The sequence below is a fragment of the Stenotrophomonas sp. STM01 genome, from assembly GCF_014852135.1.
Classification (GTDB): domain Bacteria; phylum Pseudomonadota; class Gammaproteobacteria; order Xanthomonadales; family Xanthomonadaceae; genus Stenotrophomonas; species Stenotrophomonas capsici.
The window spans coordinates 1,334,552-1,350,179 of the sequence record NZ_JACVBA010000001.1; the positions used below are offsets into that span (position 1 = coordinate 1,334,552).

The 15,628-nt window shown below is 69.3% G+C and carries 13 protein-coding genes; all 13 read right to left on the reverse strand.

Annotation, left to right across the window (positions count from 1 at the left end; all coding sequences use genetic code 11):
• Positions 1-34: 34 nt before the first annotated feature.
• On the reverse strand, positions 35-946 hold the full coding sequence (gene lpxC, locus IB227_RS06265; protein WP_132864980.1) for a UDP-3-O-acyl-N-acetylglucosamine deacetylase: 912 nt from the start codon (positions 944-946) through the stop codon (positions 35-37).
• Between the two features lie 275 nt (positions 947-1,221).
• Positions 1,222-2,454 carry a cell division protein FtsZ gene (gene ftsZ / locus IB227_RS06270; protein WP_132864981.1) on the reverse strand — a complete coding sequence of 411 codons (1,233 nt, stop codon included), beginning with the start codon at positions 2,452-2,454 and terminating at the stop codon, positions 1,222-1,224.
• A gap of 200 nt (positions 2,455-2,654) precedes the next feature.
• The gene (ftsA, locus tag IB227_RS06275) at positions 2,655-3,890 is read right to left on the reverse strand and encodes a cell division protein FtsA (protein ID WP_132864982.1); all 1,236 of its coding nucleotides are present in this window, start codon (positions 3,888-3,890) and stop codon (positions 2,655-2,657) included.
• On the reverse strand, positions 3,887-4,615 hold the full coding sequence (locus tag IB227_RS06280; protein ID WP_132864983.1) for a cell division protein FtsQ/DivIB: 729 nt from the start codon (positions 4,613-4,615) through the stop codon (positions 3,887-3,889). The genes ftsA and IB227_RS06280 overlap by 4 nt, the downstream gene beginning before the upstream one ends.
• 91 nt (positions 4,616-4,706) lie before the next feature.
• Positions 4,707-6,143 (reverse strand): UDP-N-acetylmuramate--L-alanine ligase, encoded by a 1,437-nt coding sequence (murC, locus tag IB227_RS06285; protein ID WP_192286674.1) that lies wholly within the window; start codon positions 6,141-6,143, stop codon positions 4,707-4,709.
• 43 nt (positions 6,144-6,186) lie between these two features.
• A complete protein-coding gene (gene murG, locus IB227_RS06290; protein ID WP_192286675.1) occupies positions 6,187-7,278 on the reverse strand; it encodes an undecaprenyldiphospho-muramoylpentapeptide beta-N-acetylglucosaminyltransferase in 1,092 nt (363 codons plus the stop codon).
• On the reverse strand, positions 7,278-8,594 hold the full coding sequence (ftsW, locus tag IB227_RS06295) for a putative lipid II flippase FtsW (RefSeq protein WP_192286676.1): 1,317 nt from the start codon (positions 8,592-8,594) through the stop codon (positions 7,278-7,280). Before ftsW ends, murG begins: the two co-directional genes overlap by 1 nt.
• Positions 8,594-9,679: a phospho-N-acetylmuramoyl-pentapeptide-transferase gene (gene mraY, locus IB227_RS06300; protein ID WP_192286677.1), complete on the reverse strand. Its 1,086-nt coding sequence runs from the start codon at positions 9,677-9,679 to the stop codon at positions 8,594-8,596. The genes ftsW and mraY overlap by 1 nt, the downstream gene beginning before the upstream one ends.
• Entirely contained in the window at positions 9,669-11,051 is a 1,383-nt protein-coding gene (gene murF, locus IB227_RS06305; protein ID WP_192286678.1) for a UDP-N-acetylmuramoyl-tripeptide--D-alanyl-D-alanine ligase, read from the reverse strand. The genes mraY and murF overlap by 11 nt, the downstream gene beginning before the upstream one ends.
• Complete coding sequence (locus IB227_RS06310) at positions 11,048-12,535, reverse strand: UDP-N-acetylmuramoyl-L-alanyl-D-glutamate--2,6-diaminopimelate ligase (protein WP_192286679.1); 1,488 nt, start codon at positions 12,533-12,535, stop codon at positions 11,048-11,050. The genes murF and IB227_RS06310 overlap by 4 nt, the downstream gene beginning before the upstream one ends.
• Positions 12,532-14,394 carry a penicillin-binding protein 2 gene (locus tag IB227_RS06315; protein WP_132864990.1) on the reverse strand — a complete coding sequence of 621 codons (1,863 nt, stop codon included), beginning with the start codon at positions 14,392-14,394 and terminating at the stop codon, positions 12,532-12,534. The genes IB227_RS06310 and IB227_RS06315 overlap by 4 nt, the downstream gene beginning before the upstream one ends.
• Positions 14,391-14,654 carry a cell division protein FtsL gene (gene ftsL, locus IB227_RS06320; RefSeq protein WP_132864991.1) on the reverse strand — a complete coding sequence of 88 codons (264 nt, stop codon included), beginning with the start codon at positions 14,652-14,654 and terminating at the stop codon, positions 14,391-14,393. Before ftsL ends, IB227_RS06315 begins: the two co-directional genes overlap by 4 nt.
• Positions 14,651-15,619, reverse strand: a complete 969-nt coding sequence (gene rsmH, locus IB227_RS06325; protein ID WP_192286680.1) for a 16S rRNA (cytosine(1402)-N(4))-methyltransferase RsmH — start codon at positions 15,617-15,619, stop codon at positions 14,651-14,653. Before rsmH ends, ftsL begins: the two co-directional genes overlap by 4 nt.
• Positions 15,620-15,628: the final 9 nt, after the last annotated feature.

A 15,628-nucleotide genomic window follows, 5' to 3' on the forward strand; every position in this document is an offset into this window, starting at 1 on the left:
CAGAACAGGACACATGCGCGGGTGAGCACCCGGCTCAGGCCAGGGCGGGGACACCGTAGACCACCGGGTCGGTGGCGGTGGGGGACGCGTAGCTGGCCCATTCCCAGGCGCTCTGGTCGGCCAGCAGGGCACGCACCAGCTTGTTGTTGAGCGCATGGCCGGACTTGAAGCCCTCGTAGGCCCCGAGCACCTGACCACCGGCCAGGTACAGGTCGCCGATGGCATCGAGAATCTTGTGACGCACGAACTCGTCGGCGTAGCGCAGGCCGTCGTCGTTGAGCACGCGGAACTCATCCAGCACGATGGCATTGTCCATCGAGCCGCCCAGGCCCAGGTTGCGCTCGCGCATGTACTCCAGGTCGCGCATGAAGCCGAAGGTGCGCGCGCGGGAGATTTCCTTGATGTAGGCGGCCGTGGAGAACTCGACCTCGGCGCGCGACTGCTTGGCCGGGATCATCGGGTGGTCGAACTGGATGGTGAAGCCCAGCTTGTAGCCCTCGTACGGGTCGAAGCGGGCGACCTTGTCGCCGTCGCGCACTTCCACCGTCTTGAGGATGCGCAGGAAACGCTTGGGCGCGTCCTGCTCGATGATGCCCGCCGACTGCAGCAGGAACACGAACGGGCCGGACGAACCGTCCATGATCGGCAGCTCGGCCGAGGACAGCTCGACGATGGCGTTGTCAACGCCCAGGCCGGCCAAGGCCGACATCAGGTGTTCGACGGTCTGGATCTTGGCGCCTTCGCAGGTCAGGCCGGTGCACAGCGTGACTTCGGTGACCAGGTCGGCACGGGCCGGCACTTCGACCACGGGCTCCAGGTCGACGCGGCGGAACACGATGCCATGGTCCACCGGCGCAGGGCGCAGGGTCATGTAGACCTTGTCACCGCTGTGCAGGCCGACGCCGGTGGCGCGGATCGTGTTCTTGAGGGTGCGTTGCTGGATCATGGACTCGGAACCGGGAAAGCCGCGCATGCGCGGCCGGGGACAAACAAGAATAACACGCGTTCACACGCAGCCCTGGCCCACTGAAACGAGGCGCCTGCCGCGATTCAGGACGGAAAATGCCGCCGGGCCTGCCCTGGCCCGGCGACAAAGGACATGGATATTGCCCGTCGGGGTGGACGGCCCCGACGTGTATTGCCTTGCCACGGGCCAGGCCTGCCCCGGCCTGCCGTCATCGGCAGGCGCAGGGGCCGGCACGCCCGGTCATGCCGGCCGGATCAGTCCGCCTGACGGCGCAGGAACGCCGGGATGTCCAGGTAGTCGCTCGGCAGTTCGGCGGCGGCCGGGGTCGAAGCCGATGCCGACGAGGCGGCAGCGGTATCGGCGCTCGGACGACGCAGGCCCATGCCCAGCGAGTTGCCGGCGGCCTTGGCCACGGCATCGGCCGGGCTTTCGTACTCGCCGAACTCGGCCTGGCCGGTGGTGGCGTTGCGGACCAGCTTGATCGGTGCGCGTTCGCCGGCACGCGGCGCGGCGCCCTTGGCAACGGCACGGTTCAGGCCGGTGGCCACCACGGTCACGCGCACTTCGTCCTGCATGTCCGGGTCGAGCACGGTGCCCACCACCACGGTGGCGTCCTCGGAGGAGAAGCCGTCGATGGTGCGGCCGATCTCGTCGAACTCGCTCATGGTGAAGTCCGGGCCGGCGGTGATGTTGACCAGGATGCCGTTGGCACCGGCCAGGTTCACGTCGTCCAGCAGCGGGTTCTGGATGGCGGCCTCGGCGGCGGCCTGGGCGCGGTCATCGCCACGCGCGGTGCCGGTGCCCATCATGGCCAGGCCCATCTCCGACATCACGGTGCGCACGTCGGCGAAGTCGACGTTGATCAGGCCCGGACGCACGATCAGGTCGGCGATGCCCTGCACGGCGCCCTGCAGCACGTCGTTGGCGGCACGGAAGGCCTGCACCATGGTGGCGTTGCGGCCGAGCACGGTGATCAGCTTCTCGTTCGGGATGGTGATCAGCGAGTCGACGTGCTGGCTCAGTTCCTCGATGCCCTTCAGCGCGACCTGCATGCGGCGACGGCCTTCGAACGGGAACGGCTTGGTGACCACGGCCACGGTCAGGATGCCCATTTCCTTGGCCAGCTGCGCCACCACCGGCGCGGCGCCGGTGCCGGTGCCGCCGCCCATGCCGGCGGTGATGAACACCATGTCCGCCCCCTGCAGGGCGTCCATGATGCGCTCACGGTCTTCCAGGGCGGCCTGGCGGCCGACTTCCGGGTTGGCGCCTGCGCCCAGGCCCTTGGTGACGTTGGTACCCAGCTGCAGCTGCAGCTTGGCACCGCAATTCTTGATGGCCTGCGAGTCGGTGTTGGCGGTGATGAACTCCACGCCATCCACGCTGCTGTTGACCATGTGCGCCACGGCGTTGCCGCCGCCGCCGCCCACGCCAACCACCTTGATCACCGCGTTCGGTGCCATCTTTTCAATCAGTTCGAAATGCGCCATGTCCATGTCCTCTCTATTGCCGTGATTGGGTCGGGCATCCGGGAAGCATCCTTCTCCTTCTGCGCCCGCCCGCACCGGCGAGTTTTAGTTGATGTACCGCCCGGGCTGCCCCTGCGCGGCGTTGTTGCCTGTATCAATGACTGCGTTACTGCACTTCGTCTTGCCCTGCCTACCACTTCACTGCACTACTGCCGCGACGCTCAGAACTCGCCGCGGAACCAGTTCTTCAATTTGTTGAACACGCTGCCGGCGCGCCCGGTGGGCAACGACGGACGACGCGGATGCTCGATCTGGCTGCCCATCAGCAGCAGGCCCACGCCGGTGGCATGCACCGGGTTACCCACCACTTCGCCCAGCCCGGTGACGTGCTGCGGGATGCCCACGCGTACCGGCATCTGCAGCATTTCCTCGGCCAGCTCGACCACGCCTTCCATCTTCGAGGCGCCGCCGGTGAGCACCACGCCGGCGCGCACCATCTCCTCGAAGCCGGAACGGCGCAGCTCGGCCTGCACCATTTCAAAGATTTCCTCGTAGCGACCCTGCACCGCCTGCGCCAGCGAATGGCGCGGCATGCGACGCGGCGGACGGTCGCCGACCGACGGCACCTGGATGCTCTCCTCGGCGGTGGCCAGCTGCGCCAGTGCGCAGGCGTAGCGCACCTTGATCTGCTCCGCTTCCGGGGTCGGGGTACGCAGCATGTGGGCGATGTCGTTGGTGACGTGGTCACCGGCGATCGGCAGCGAGGCGGTGTGGCAGATCGCGCCCTGCACGTACACCGCGATGTCGGTGGTACCTGCGCCGATGTCCACCAGCACCACGCCCAGCTCGCGCTCGTCGGCGGTCAGCACCGCCACGCTGGAGGCCAGCGAGGACAGCACCAGGTCGTCGACCTGCAGGCCGCAGCGCTGCACGCACTTGCTGATGTTGGCCGCGGCCGACTGCGCGCACACCACCAGGTGCGCATGCACCTCCAGGCGCACGCCGGTCATGCCGACCGGGTTGCGGATGCCTTCCTGCGAGTCGTCCAGCACGTACTCGCGCGGGATCGCATGCAGGATCTTCTGGTCGGCCGGGATGGCGACCGCCTTGGCCGCTTCCAGCACGCGGTCCAGGTCGCCCCAGCTGACCTCGCCTTCGCGGATCGGGGTGATGCCCTGCGAGTTGCGGCACTGCACGTGGTTGCCGGAGATCGAGGCATAGACCGAACGGATCTCGCAGCCGGCCATCAGCTCGGCTTCCTCGATGGCGCGCTGGATCGACTGCACGGTGGATTCGATGTCCACCACCACGCCGCGCTTGAGGCCGCGCGATTCGTGCGAGCCGATGCCGATCACCTCGATCGGGCTGCCCGGCGAGTACTCGCCCACCAGCGCCACCACCTTGGAGGTGCCGATGTCCAGGCCGACGATCAACGATTTGTCACCCTTGCGATTCATGTCCTGTCCTGCGTCTGCTTTGTTGCCGGCGGCGGGGTTCCCCAGCTCAGCGTGAAACCGTTGGTATAGCGAAGGTCGGCGCGCACGATCGGCACCTGGGTGCGCGTGAGCTGCGGCAGCACCCGCACGAAGCGGGCCAGGCGCGTGCGTGCGTCATTGCGGCCGACGATGATCTCGGTGCCGTTGTCCAGCGCCAGCGACCAGCTGCCACGGGCGTCCATCACCACCTGGTGCACGTCCACCCCGGCCGGCGCGAACAACGCGCGCGAGTCGTTGTAGAGCTCGACCACTTCGGCGGTCTTGCTGTCCGGGCCATCGAGCAGCGGCAGCGGCGCGTCCTCCAGGCCATGCGGCACGGCGAACAGGCGGCCCTGCTCGGACAGCAGCCGGTCCTTGCCCCAGCGGGCGAACGGCTTGTGCTCGACGATGGTCACTTCCAGCACGTCCGGCCACTGCTTGCGCACCTGCGCGCTCTCCACCCACGGCAGCTTCTGCACGGCGCTCTGCGCGTCCTGCAGCTCAACCGCGAAGTAGCCGGCGCGTGCATACGGCAGCAGGGCTTTCTGCAGCTGTTCACCGGAGACCCGCTTGAATTCGCCGTGCACGCGCAGCTTGGCCAGCGGCCAACGCTCGGCGCCGACCCAGCCGTTGAGCACGGCCACCACCGGCAGCGCCACCAGGGCGATGGCCAGCAACCAGGCGAGCATGCGCAGGAGCGCGTTCATCGCGCGCCCTCCCCCGCATTCCGCGCACGCGCGGCCGACACCGACCGCGGCGCGGCGATGTGGGCGGGCATGGACGGGAATGCGTGGCGGTTCATTCGGCCGGGTGCTCCTTGAAGCCTTCGGTCACCACCGTCTGGGCCACCGCGCCGATGTCGCCGGCCCCCATCATCAGCAGCAGGTCGCCGTCCTGCAGGACGTCCGGCAGCACCGAGGCCAGGTCGGCCGCCTGGCCGACCACCACCGGCTCGCTGCGACCGCGTGCGCGGATGGCGCGTGCCAGCGACTTGGAATCGGCACCCGGGATCGGCGCTTCGCCGGCCGGGTAGACCTCGCTCAGCACCAGCGCGTCCACTTCGGACAGCACCGCGGCGAAGGCATCGAACTGGTCACGGGTACGGCTGTAGCGGTGCGGCTGGAAGGCCACCACCAGGCGCTGCGACGGCCAACCGCCGCGGGCAGCGGCGAACACCGCCGCCAGCTCGCGCGGGTGATGGCCGTAGTCGTCGATCACCCGTACCTTGGCCCCCTTGTGGGTGGTCACGATGCCCAGGTCGTTGAAGCGGCGGCCGACGCCTTCGAACTTCTCCAGCGCGGCGGCGATGGCTTCCGGGGCCACGCCCAGCTGCCAGCCCACCGCAGCGGCGGCCAGCGCGTTGAGCACGTTGTGCTTGCCCGGCAGGGCCAGCTTGACCGGCACCGAGCTGCCTTCGGGCAGGCGCAGGGTGAAGCGCATGCAGGCGCCGTCCTGGACCACGTCCTCGGCACGCACGTCGGCATTGCTGCTCATGCCGTAGCTCATCACGTGGCGCGGGGTCTTGGCCGCCAACGCCGCCACTTCCGGGTCGTCGATGCACAGCACCGCCAGGCCGTAGAACGGCAGGCGCTGCAGGAACTCGGCGAATGCGGCCTGGACGCGGGCGAAGTCGTTGCCGTAGTTCTCCAGGTGATCCGCATCGATGTTGGTGATCACCGCCACCAGCGGGTTCAGGCGCAGGAAGCTGCCGTCGCTCTCGTCGGCCTCGGCCACCAGCCACTGGCCACCGCCGAGCTTGGCGTTGGCGCCGGCGGCCAGCAACTGGCCACCGATCACGAAGGTCGGGTCCAGGTTGCCTTCGCTCAGCACCGCGGCCGTCAGCGAGGTGGTGGTGGTCTTGCCGTGCGTGCCGGCCACCGCGATGCCGCGACGGAAGCGCATCAGCTCGGCCAGCATCGCCGCGCGCGGCATGATCGGGATGCGCTGGCTGCGCGCCTCCATCAGCTCCGGGTTGTCCTCGCGGATGGCGCTGGAGACGACGATGCAGTCGGTGCCCAGCACGTTGGCGGCCGAGTGGCCGCGCATCACGCGCGCACCCAGCCGCGACAGGCGACGGGTAGCCGCGTTGTCGGCGTTGTCCGAACCGGAGACTTCGTAGCCCAGGGTCAGCATGACTTCGGCGATGCCGCTCATGCCGGTGCCGCCGATGCCGACGAAGTGCACGCGCGGGAACGCGCGGACCAGGTCGTTGGTGTCGTGGAGGCGACGGATCATGCCCGGCCTCCGGTGTGGCGGGCGCGGGTGCGCGGTGCCGTGTTCATGCTGCTTCCTCGAGAATGATGTCCGCGATGCGTTCAGCCGCATCGACCTTGGCCAGCGCACGCGCGGCTTGCGCCATCTGCATGCGGTGGGCCGGCGTATCGGCAAGCGTGCGCAGCACGCCTTCCAGGTTTCTGGCCAGCGCGTCGTCCTGCTTGAGCAGTTCGGCGGCACCGCGCTCGACCAGGTATTCGGCATTGCGGGTCTGGTGGTCATCCACCGCCGCGGCGAACGGCACCAGCACGCTGCCCACGCCCACCGCGCACAGCTCGGCCAGCGTCGAAGCACCGGCGCGGCACACCACCAGGTCGGCCCACGCATAGGCGGCGGCCATGTCCTTGATGAAGGCATCGACGCGGCCGTCCACGCCCGCGGCGCGGTAGGCCTGCAGGGCTTCCTCGTGCAGCTTCTCGCCGCACTGGTGCCAGACCTCGATGGCCACGCCGCCACCGAGCGCGGCCAGTGCCTGGGGCACGGCGTTGTTCAAGGCGCGTGCGCCCTGGCTGCCGCCCAGCACCAGCAGCCGCATCGGGCCACTGCGTCCGGCCAGGCGCACGTCCGGCGCCGGCAACGCGGCGATCTCCTCGCGCACCGGGTTGCCCACGGCTTCCTCGCGACCATTGGCGAAACTGCCCGGGAAACCGGTCAGCACGCGCCGCGCGAAGCGCGACAGGATGCGGTTGGTCATGCCCGGCGCGCGGTTCTGCTCGTGCACCAGCAACGGCAGCCCGTGCAGGCGCGCGGCCATGCCACCCGGGCCGGCGGCGAAGCCACCGAAGGCCACCACCGCGCGCGGGTTGCGCTCGCGCAGCACGTAGCCGGCGCCGCGGATGGCGCGCAGCACGCGCATCGGCGCACCCAGCAAGGCCAGCTTGCCCTTGCCGCGCAGGCCGGAGATGGCCAGCGTGTCGATCGGGATGTCGTGCTGGGGGACCAGCCGGGTTTCCATCGCGCCATCGGCGCCCAGCCACACCACCGGCACGCCACGCGCGCGCAGCACCTTGGCCACGGCCAGGCCGGGGAAGATGTGGCCACCGGTACCGCCGGCCATGATCATCACCGGGCGTGCCTGGGCAGTGGACGCGGTCATCAGGCGATCCTCCCGAAGGTCGGTTCGACCCGTTGCTGCATGCGGCTGGTACCGCGCGCCGAGCTGTCGCGCCCGTTGGCGGCCTGCAGCGCGGCGGCCACCTCGGTGGCCGAACGGCGCTCGGCGCTGTCGTCCTCGGCGGCAGCAACCACCGGTTCGATGTCCTCGCGGAATTCCTGGCGGCGCACGGCGCGGTTGTATTCGTAGGACACGCGCAGCAGCAGGCCCATCGCCACGCAGGTCATCATCACGCTCGAGCCACCGGAGGAGATCAGCGGCAGGGTCAGGCCCTTGGTCGGCAGCATGCCCAGGTTCACGCCGATCGAGACGAAGGTCTGCAGGCTGATCCACAGCGCGATGCCGAAGGCGATGTAGCCGGCGAAGTGGCGGCGCATCTCGATGCAGCGCATGCCCAGCCAGAACGCACGGCCGACCAGCAGCGCGTACAGGCCGATGATCGCGCACACCCCCAGGAACCCCAGCTCCTCGGCGATCACCGAGAAGATGAAGTCGGTATGCGATTCGGGCAGGTAGTTCAGCTTCTGGATCGAGGCACCCAGGCCGACGCCGGTCCACTCGCCGCGGCCGATCGCCATCAGCGCGTTGGACAGCTGGTAGCCCGAGCCGAGCTGGTCCTGCCACGGGTCCATGAACGAGGTGACGCGGCGCATGCGGTACGGCTCGAAGATCACCAGCAGCACCAGCGCCGGCAGCATCAGCAGCACCGGCAGGATGATGCGCTTGATCTGCGCGCCACCGAGCACCAGCATGCAGGTGGTGATGCCCAGCAGCAGCATCGAGGAGCCGAAGTCCGGCTGCATCAGCAGCAGGCCGACCAGCAGGCCGACCACGCCGACCGGCTTGAGCATGGCGACCCAGGTCGCGTTGACCTCGTCGCGGAAGCGCACCAGGTAGCTGGACAGCCACACGATGTACAGCACCTTCACCGCTTCCACGGTCTGGAACTTGGACACGCCCAGGTTGATCCAGCGCCGCGCGCCGTTGACGCTGCTGCCCAGGCCGGGGATGAACACCACGATCAGCAGCGCGAAGCAGCCCAGCAGCAGCAGCTGGTTGTACTTCTCGATTTCCTTCAGCTCCACGCGCATCGCCACCGCGGCCAGCACCACGCCGATGGCGATGAACATCAGGTGGCGGGTCAGGTAGTAGAACGGACTCTGCGTCAGCGCGATGGAGCTGGAAGCCACCATCACGATCCCGATCGAAGCCAGCGCCATGGCGGCGCCCAGCAGCCACTTGTCGTAGCTGCCGCCGATGGCTTCCAGTCGGGTTGCCTGACGCGAGTAATCGTCCATCAGCGCACCTTGAGCGTTGCCAGGCCGATCAACACCAGCACCACCGAGATGATCCAGAAGCGCACGATCACGCGCGGCTCCGGCCAGCCCTTCAGTTCGAAGTGGTGGTGGATCGGGGCCATGCGGAACACGCGCTTGCCGGTGAGCTTGAACGAGGCCACCTGGATCATCACCGACAGGGTCTCGATCACGAACACGCCGCCCATCACCACCAGCACCAGCTCCTGGCGCACGATCACGGCGATGGTGCCCAGCACCGCGCCCAGCGCCAGTGCGCCGACGTCACCCATGAACACCATGGCCGGATAGGTGTTGAACCACAGGAAGCCCAGGCCGGCGCCGGCGATGGCCGCGCAGATGATGACCAGCTCGCCGGCGCCCGGGATCTGCGGGATCTGCAGGTAGCTGGAGAACACCGCGTTGCCGGAGGCATAGGCGAACACGCCCAGCGCGCAGGCGACCAGCACGGTCGGCATGATCGCCAGGCCATCCAGGCCATCGGTCAGGTTGACCGCGTTGGAGAAGCCGACGATCCAGAAGTAGGCGATGGCCACGAAGCTGATGCCCGCCAGCGGCAGCGCGATCGACTTGAACATCGGGATGTAGAACGTCAGCGCCGCCGGCACGTCGGCGGTGTAGAACAGGAACAGGCCGGCGGCCAGGCCGAAGATCGACTGCAGCAGGTACTTCCAGCGCGACTTCAGGCCGTTCGGGTCGCGCCTGGCGATCTTGATCCAGTCGTCGTACCAGCCGATGGCGCCGAAGCACAGCATCACCACCAGCACCAGCCACACGTAGCGGTTGCGCAGGTCGCCCCACAGCAGCACCGAGATCAGCACGGTGGTCAGGATCAGGCCACCGCCCATGGTCGGCGTGCCGGCCTTGGAGAAGTGCGACTGCGGGCCATCCTTGCGGATCGGCTGGCCGCCCTTGAGCTGGGCCAGGCGACGGATCGCGATCGGGCCCAGCCACAGCGACAGCGACAGCGCGGTCAGCGCCGCCAGGATGCCGCGGAAGGTAAGGTAGTTGAACAGGCGGAAGAGGCCGTCCAACTGCTGCAGCCATCGGGCCAGTTCAAGCAACATGCGGGGTTTCCTCGCCGCGCGGCAACAGCGCGGTCACGATCTTGTCCATGGCGCTGCCGCGCGAGCCCTTGACCAGGCAACGCACGCCAGCATGAAGTTCGGTTTCCAGCGCGGCCGCCAGCGCGGCATGGCTGTCGAAATGACGGCCGCCTTCGCCGAAGGCGGTCGATGCGGCCTCGCTCAACGGCCCCAGCGTGTACAGGCGCTTGAGGCCGGCCGAGCGGGCGCGCTGCCCGGCCTGCGCATGCAGCGCGCGTGCATCCGGGCCCAGTTCGCGCATGTCGCCCAGCACCAGCCAGCCTTCTTCCTGGCCTGCGGCCAGCGCGCTGATCGCCGCGGCCAGCGAACCGGGGTTGGCGTTGTAGCTGTCATCGACCAGCACCGCGCCGTTGGCCAGCACGTGGGCAACCTGGCGGCCGGCGACCGGGCGCGCCTGCGCCAGGCCCTGGATCACCAGCGGCAACGCGATGCCGGCGGCCAGCGCCAGCGTCGCGGCGGCCAGTGCGTTGAGCACGTTGTGGCGGCCCGGCAACTGCAGCGCCACCGCGGCCTCGCCCTGCGGCGCGTGCAGCTGGAAGCGCGAGCTGCCCTGGCCCAGCACGATGCCGGTGGCGGTGACCTCGGCGCTGGCCTCCAGGCCGAAGCGCAGCACCCGATGGCTGCCGGCACGGGCCACGAAGTACGGTGCGAACGCATCGTCGGCATTGACCACCGCCACGCCGTCGGCGCGCAGGTCGTCGTAGACCGCCGCCTTGGTGTTGGCGATCTCCAGCAGGCTGCCCATGCGCTCCAGGTGCGCCGGCGCGACGTTGTTGACGAGCGACACGTCCGGCGCGGCGATGGCGGTCAGGTAGGCGATGTCGCCCGGCTTGCCGGTGCCCATCTCGTAGATGGCGAAGTCGGCATCGTCCGGCGCATCGATCACCGCCAGCGGCAGGCCGATCTCGTTGTTGCGGTTGCCCGGCGTGGCATGCACGTGCAGGCCCTGCACGGCGGCGGCGTGCTGCAGGATCGCCAGCAGCAGGTTCTTGACGCTGGTCTTGCCGTTGCTGCCGGTGATGGCGAACACGCGCGTGGCGCGGCCCTGCTGCATGCCGGCGGCGATGCGGGCCAGGGCCAGCGCGGTGTCGGCGACCACGACCTGTGGCACGTCCAACGGCTGCAGCGTATCCACCAGCAGCGCGCTGGCGCCACGGGCCACCGCGTCGGCGGCGAAGTCGTGGCCGTCGAAGCGCTCGCCGCGCAGTGCCACGTACAGGCTGCCGGCGGCGAGCGTACGGGTGTCGTTGCCAATGGCGTCGATCGCCACGTCCTCGCCGTGGATCTCACCGCCGGCCCAATGCGCGATCAGCGACAGCGGGGTGCGCTTCATGCGGTCACCTCCCCGTTCGCCGAGCGTGCCTGCAGCGCGCGCGATGCCACGTCGGTGTCATCGAAAGGATGTTTGATACCTGCAATCTCCTGGTAGGGCTCGTGGCCCTTGCCGGCGACCAGCACGATGTCGCCCGGGCCCGCCTGCGCGACGGCCGCGCCAATGGCGCGGGCACGGTCACGCTGCACGTTGACCCGGGACGGATCGGCGAAGCCGGCCATGATGTCGGCGACGATCACGTCGCCGTCCTCGCCGCGCGGGTTGTCGTCGGTGACGAACACCACGTCGGCCAATTCCTCGGCAATGGCCGCCATCTGCGGGCGCTTGCCGGTGTCACGCTCGCCACCGCAGCCGAACACGCACAGCAGGCGGCCATCGAGGTGGCCATGCAGGCTGCGCAGCGCCTGCTCCAGTGCGTCGGGCGTGTGCGCGTAGTCGATGACCACGGTCGGTTCACCGTGGCCGCCGAGACGGTTCATGCGGCCACGGATCGGCTGCAGCTGCGCCAGCACCTGGGCGATGGTCGCCGCCGGCTGGCCCAGGCCATGCAGCGCACCGGCCACCGCCAGCAGGTTGTCGACGTTGAAGCGCCCCAGCAGCGGCGAACGCAGCGCGAAGCGCGCGTCCCCGATCACCAGCTCGAAGCCGATGCCCTGCCCGTCCAGCACCAGTTGCTCGGCGCGCACGCTGGCACCGGCCTGGCCGGTCGAGCTCAGGCCGATGGCCTGCACGCCTTCGGCCAGGGTGGTGATCAGGTCGCGGCCGAACGCATCGTCCAGGTTGATCGCCGCCGCCTTCAGGCCCGCACGGTGGAACAGCCGGGCCTTGGCCGCGCCGTAGGCTTCCATGCTGCCGTGGTAGTCCAGGTGGTCGCGGGTGAGGTTGGTGAACACCGCCACGTCGTAATGCACCGCATCCACGCGCCCCTGGTCCAGGGCGTGCGAGCTGACTTCCATCGCCACCGCGACGGCGCCGCCGTCGCGCAGCTGGGCCAGCACGTCATGCATCTGCAGCACCAGCGGCGTGGTGAAGCCGGTCGGCACGATGTTGCCGTACAGGCCCACGCCGAGCGTGCCGATCGAGCCACTGGCGATGCCCAGCAGGTGCCATGCCTGGGTCAACAGCTGCACGGTCGAGGTTTTGCCGTTGGTGCCGGTGACGCCGACCATGGTCATCGCACGCGACGGCTGGCCATGGAACTGGTCGGCCATCATGCCCATGCGCTGGCGCAGGCCCGGCACCGCGATGGCATCGGCCGGGGCCGGCAGCTCGGCCGGGGCCGGCGGCTCGAACAGCACCACCGAGGCGCCGTTGGCCCTGGCCTGCTCGACGAAACCCAGGCCATGCGCGCCGAAGCCGGCAATCGCCACGAAGGCATCGCCGGGGCGCACGTGGCGCGAGTCGAGCACCAACCCGCTGATCTGCGGGTCGTGCGGCAGGGCCAGGTCAGGCAGCAGGTGGGACAACAGCATCGTGCGGCTCACTGGCGCACCTCCGTCGTGGCAGGCGCAGGCGCACTGGCCGTTGGCAGTGCGGCGTCGAATTCGGTTTCAGCGTTGGTGGCTTCGGCGGCGTCCTGCGGGATCGGCAGCGGTGCCGTGCTGCTGCCCGGCTTGCCCCCGACCTTGCCCGCGGCCTGCGCCGCCAACCACGACTGGATGTCGTCCGGCGGCACGTCCATCAGGCGCAGCGTGCCTTCCATCACGTGGTGGAAGACCGGCGCGGACACCAGGCCGCCGTACTGCAGGCTGCCCTGCGGGTCGTTGACCACGATCACCGCGGCATAGCGCGGGTTGGTGGCCGGCACCACGCCGGCGAACAACAGGTTGTAGTGGCCGCGCTCGTAGCCGTTGGGACCATTCTTGCGCGCGGTGCCGGTCTTGCCGGCGACGTGATAGCCCAGGATCGCCGCCTGCTTGGCGCCGCCGTTGGTGACCACGGTTTCCATCATCCGCACCACTTCCTGGGCCACGGACGGGTCCAGCACCTGCCGCGCCTCGTTGCGCTGGCCCTTGATGAAGGTCGGCTGGATCACCTGCCCACCGTTGGCCAGCGCCGAGTACGCCTGCGCGATCTGCAGCGGCGTCACCGACAGGCCGTAGCCGTAGGACATCGTGGTCTTGGTGGTGCCGTACCAGCCCGGGCTGCCCGGCGACGGCACCACGCCCGCCGATTCGCCGGGGAAGCCGCTGTGCGGGGCCACGCCGTAACCGAAGCCACGCACCGAGTCGTAGAACATCTGGTCGGGGATGCGCGCGACGATCTTGGCCGCGCCGATGTTGGAGCTGCGGGTGATCACGCCGGTGACGTTGAGCACGCCGTTGTTACGCGGCACGTCGCGGATGGTGTAGCGGCCCAGCGACAGGTAGCCCGGGTTGGTGTCGATGACCGTGTCCGGGGTGACCACGTGGTTCTGCAGCGCGGTGGCGATGGTCAGCGGCTTCATCGTCGAGCCGGGCTCGACCAGGTCGGTCACCGCGCGGTTGCGGCGCGTGTCCGGGGTGGCGCCACTGACGGCATTCGGGTTGTAGGTCGGCAGGTTGGCCATGGCCATCACCTCGCCGGTGGCCACGTCCATGATCACGATCGAACCACCGGCCGCACGGTTGGTGGTCACCGCGTTGCGCAGCTCGCGCATGGCCAGGAACTGGATGCGGCGATCGATGCTCAGAGTCAGGTCCTTGCCCGGCTCGGCCGGACGGACCAGGTCGATGCTCTCCACGATCGCGCCCTTGCGGTCGCGGATCACCTTCTTGATGCCCGGCTTGCCGCGCAGCCATTCGTCGAAGGCCAGCTCCAGGCCTTCCTGGCCGTGGTCGTCGATGTTGGTGAAGCCCAGCACGTGCGCCATCGCCTCACCCTGCGGGTAATAGCGACGGAACTCGCGCTGCGAGAACACGCCCGGGATCTTCAGCGCCACGACCTGCTCGGCCACGTCCGGGTTCATCCGGCGACGCAGGTACATGAACTCCTTGTCGGCCTTCTGCGTGACCTTGGCCGTCACTTCGTCGGCGGGCAGCCCCAGGGCCTGCGCCAGCTCGGGGATGCGCTCGGGCACGCGCAGCAGTTCCTGCGGGTTGACCCAGATCGAGGCCACCGGCGTGGACACCGCCACCGGCTCGCCGTTGCGGTCGGTGATCATGCCGCGCGAGGTCGGGATCGGCACTTCACGCAGGTAACGGGCCTCGCCCTGCCGCTGGTAGAAGTCGCTGTTGATCAACTGCACGTAGGCCGCGCGCCCGACCAGCGTCACCCCGCACAGGCCCAGCCCCACGGCCACCATCATCAGGCGGTTGCGCAGGTTGAACTGGCTGCGGTTGCGGTTGCGCACGGGCTGGTTCATGGCCGGATCACCACGATGTCAGCGGCCTCGGGGAACTTCATCGCCAGCCGGCCCCGTGCCTCCTGGTCCACGCGCGTGGCCTGGGCCAGGGTGGCCTGCTCCAGCTGCAGGCGACCGAACTCGATGTTCAGCTCGTCGCGGGCGTGCTCGAGCCGGGACAACTCGACGAACAGCTGCCGATGGCGATGGCGCATGAACACCACCCCGATCGCCGAGGCGATGGTGCAGGCCAGCAGCACGATCAGCAGCAGGCGGCTCATGCAGCCACCTCGCGTTTCTGGGCAACCCGCAGCACCGCGCTGCGCGAGCGCGGGTTGACCGCCAGTTCGTCGTCCTCGGCCTTGATGGCGCCACCGATCAGGTCCAGCGTCGGCACGAAGGCCACCGCCTCGGGCAGCCGGCGGTTGCTCGGCGGGGCCTTGGCATGGCGGTTCATGAACTGCTTGACGATGCGGTCTTCCAGCGAATGGAAGCTGATCACCGCCAGCCGGCCACCCGGCTTGAGCCGCGCCATCGCCGCGTCCAGCCCGGCCTCCAGGTCGGACAGCTCGCGGTTGATGTGGATGCGGATGGCCTGGAAGCTGCGCGTGGCCGGGTGGATCTTGTCCTTGCCACGCGGCATCACCGAGGCGATCACGTCGGCCAGTTCGGCCGTGCGGCTGAACGGCTGGTTGGCACGACGCGCAACGATGGCCCGGGCGATGCGGCGGCTCTGCCGCTCCTCGCCGTAGGTCCACAGCACGTCGGCGATCTCGCGCTCTTCGGCGCGGTTGACCCACTGCGCGGCGCTCTCGCCCGAATCCGGGTCCATGCGCATGTCCAGCGGGCCGTCCTTGCCGAAGCTGAAACCGCGTTCGGCCACGTCCAGCTGCGGCGAGGACACGCCCAGGTCGAACAGCACGCCGTCCAGGCCGGCGGCGGTCTGGTTCCAGTCCAGCAGGTCGGCGAAGCTGCCGCGGTAGATCGACACTCGACCGTCCGGCGCGAAGTCGCGCTCGGCCACGGCGATGGCCTCGGGATCCTTGTCCATCACCAGCAGGCGCCCGTCCGGGCCGAGCTGGCGCAGCACGCCGCCGGCGTGACCGCCACGACCGAACGTGCCATCCAGGTAAGTACCGTCTTCGATCACCCTCAGGCCCTGAAGGACCTGGGTGTACAGCACCGGCAGGTGAGCCGCCGGCGGCTGCGACACCGGAGGGTGACCGGCCTGCGCTTGACCGCGCACCCGGGCACC

What these genes read in the sequence shown, in the direction of transcription:
- lpxC (WP_132864980.1), bottom strand. Translation starts at nt 946, where the DNA reads ATGATCCAGCAACGCACCCTCAAGAACACGATCCGCGCCACCGGCGTC.
- ftsZ (WP_132864981.1), bottom strand. Translation starts at nt 2,454, where the DNA reads ATGGCGCATTTCGAACTGATTGAAAAGATGGCACCGAACGCGGTGATC.
- ftsA (WP_132864982.1), bottom strand. Translation starts at nt 3,890, where the DNA reads ATGAATCGCAAGGGTGACAAATCGTTGATCGTCGGCCTGGACATCGGC.
- IB227_RS06280 (WP_132864983.1), bottom strand. Translation starts at nt 4,615, where the DNA reads ATGAACGCGCTCCTGCGCATGCTCGCCTGGTTGCTGGCCATCGCCCTG.
- murC (WP_192286674.1), bottom strand. Translation starts at nt 6,143, where the DNA reads ATGATCCGTCGCCTCCACGACACCAACGACCTGGTCCGCGCGTTCCCG.
- murG (WP_192286675.1), bottom strand. Translation starts at nt 7,278, where the DNA reads ATGACCGCGTCCACTGCCCAGGCACGCCCGGTGATGATCATGGCCGGC.
- ftsW (WP_192286676.1), bottom strand. Translation starts at nt 8,594, where the DNA reads ATGGACGATTACTCGCGTCAGGCAACCCGACTGGAAGCCATCGGCGGC.
- mraY (WP_192286677.1), bottom strand. Translation starts at nt 9,679, where the DNA reads ATGTTGCTTGAACTGGCCCGATGGCTGCAGCAGTTGGACGGCCTCTTC.
- murF (WP_192286678.1), bottom strand. Translation starts at nt 11,051, where the DNA reads ATGAAGCGCACCCCGCTGTCGCTGATCGCGCATTGGGCCGGCGGTGAG.
- IB227_RS06315 (WP_132864990.1), bottom strand. Translation starts at nt 14,394, where the DNA reads ATGAACCAGCCCGTGCGCAACCGCAACCGCAGCCAGTTCAACCTGCGC.
- ftsL (WP_132864991.1), bottom strand. Translation starts at nt 14,654, where the DNA reads ATGAGCCGCCTGCTGCTGATCGTGCTGCTGGCCTGCACCATCGCCTCG.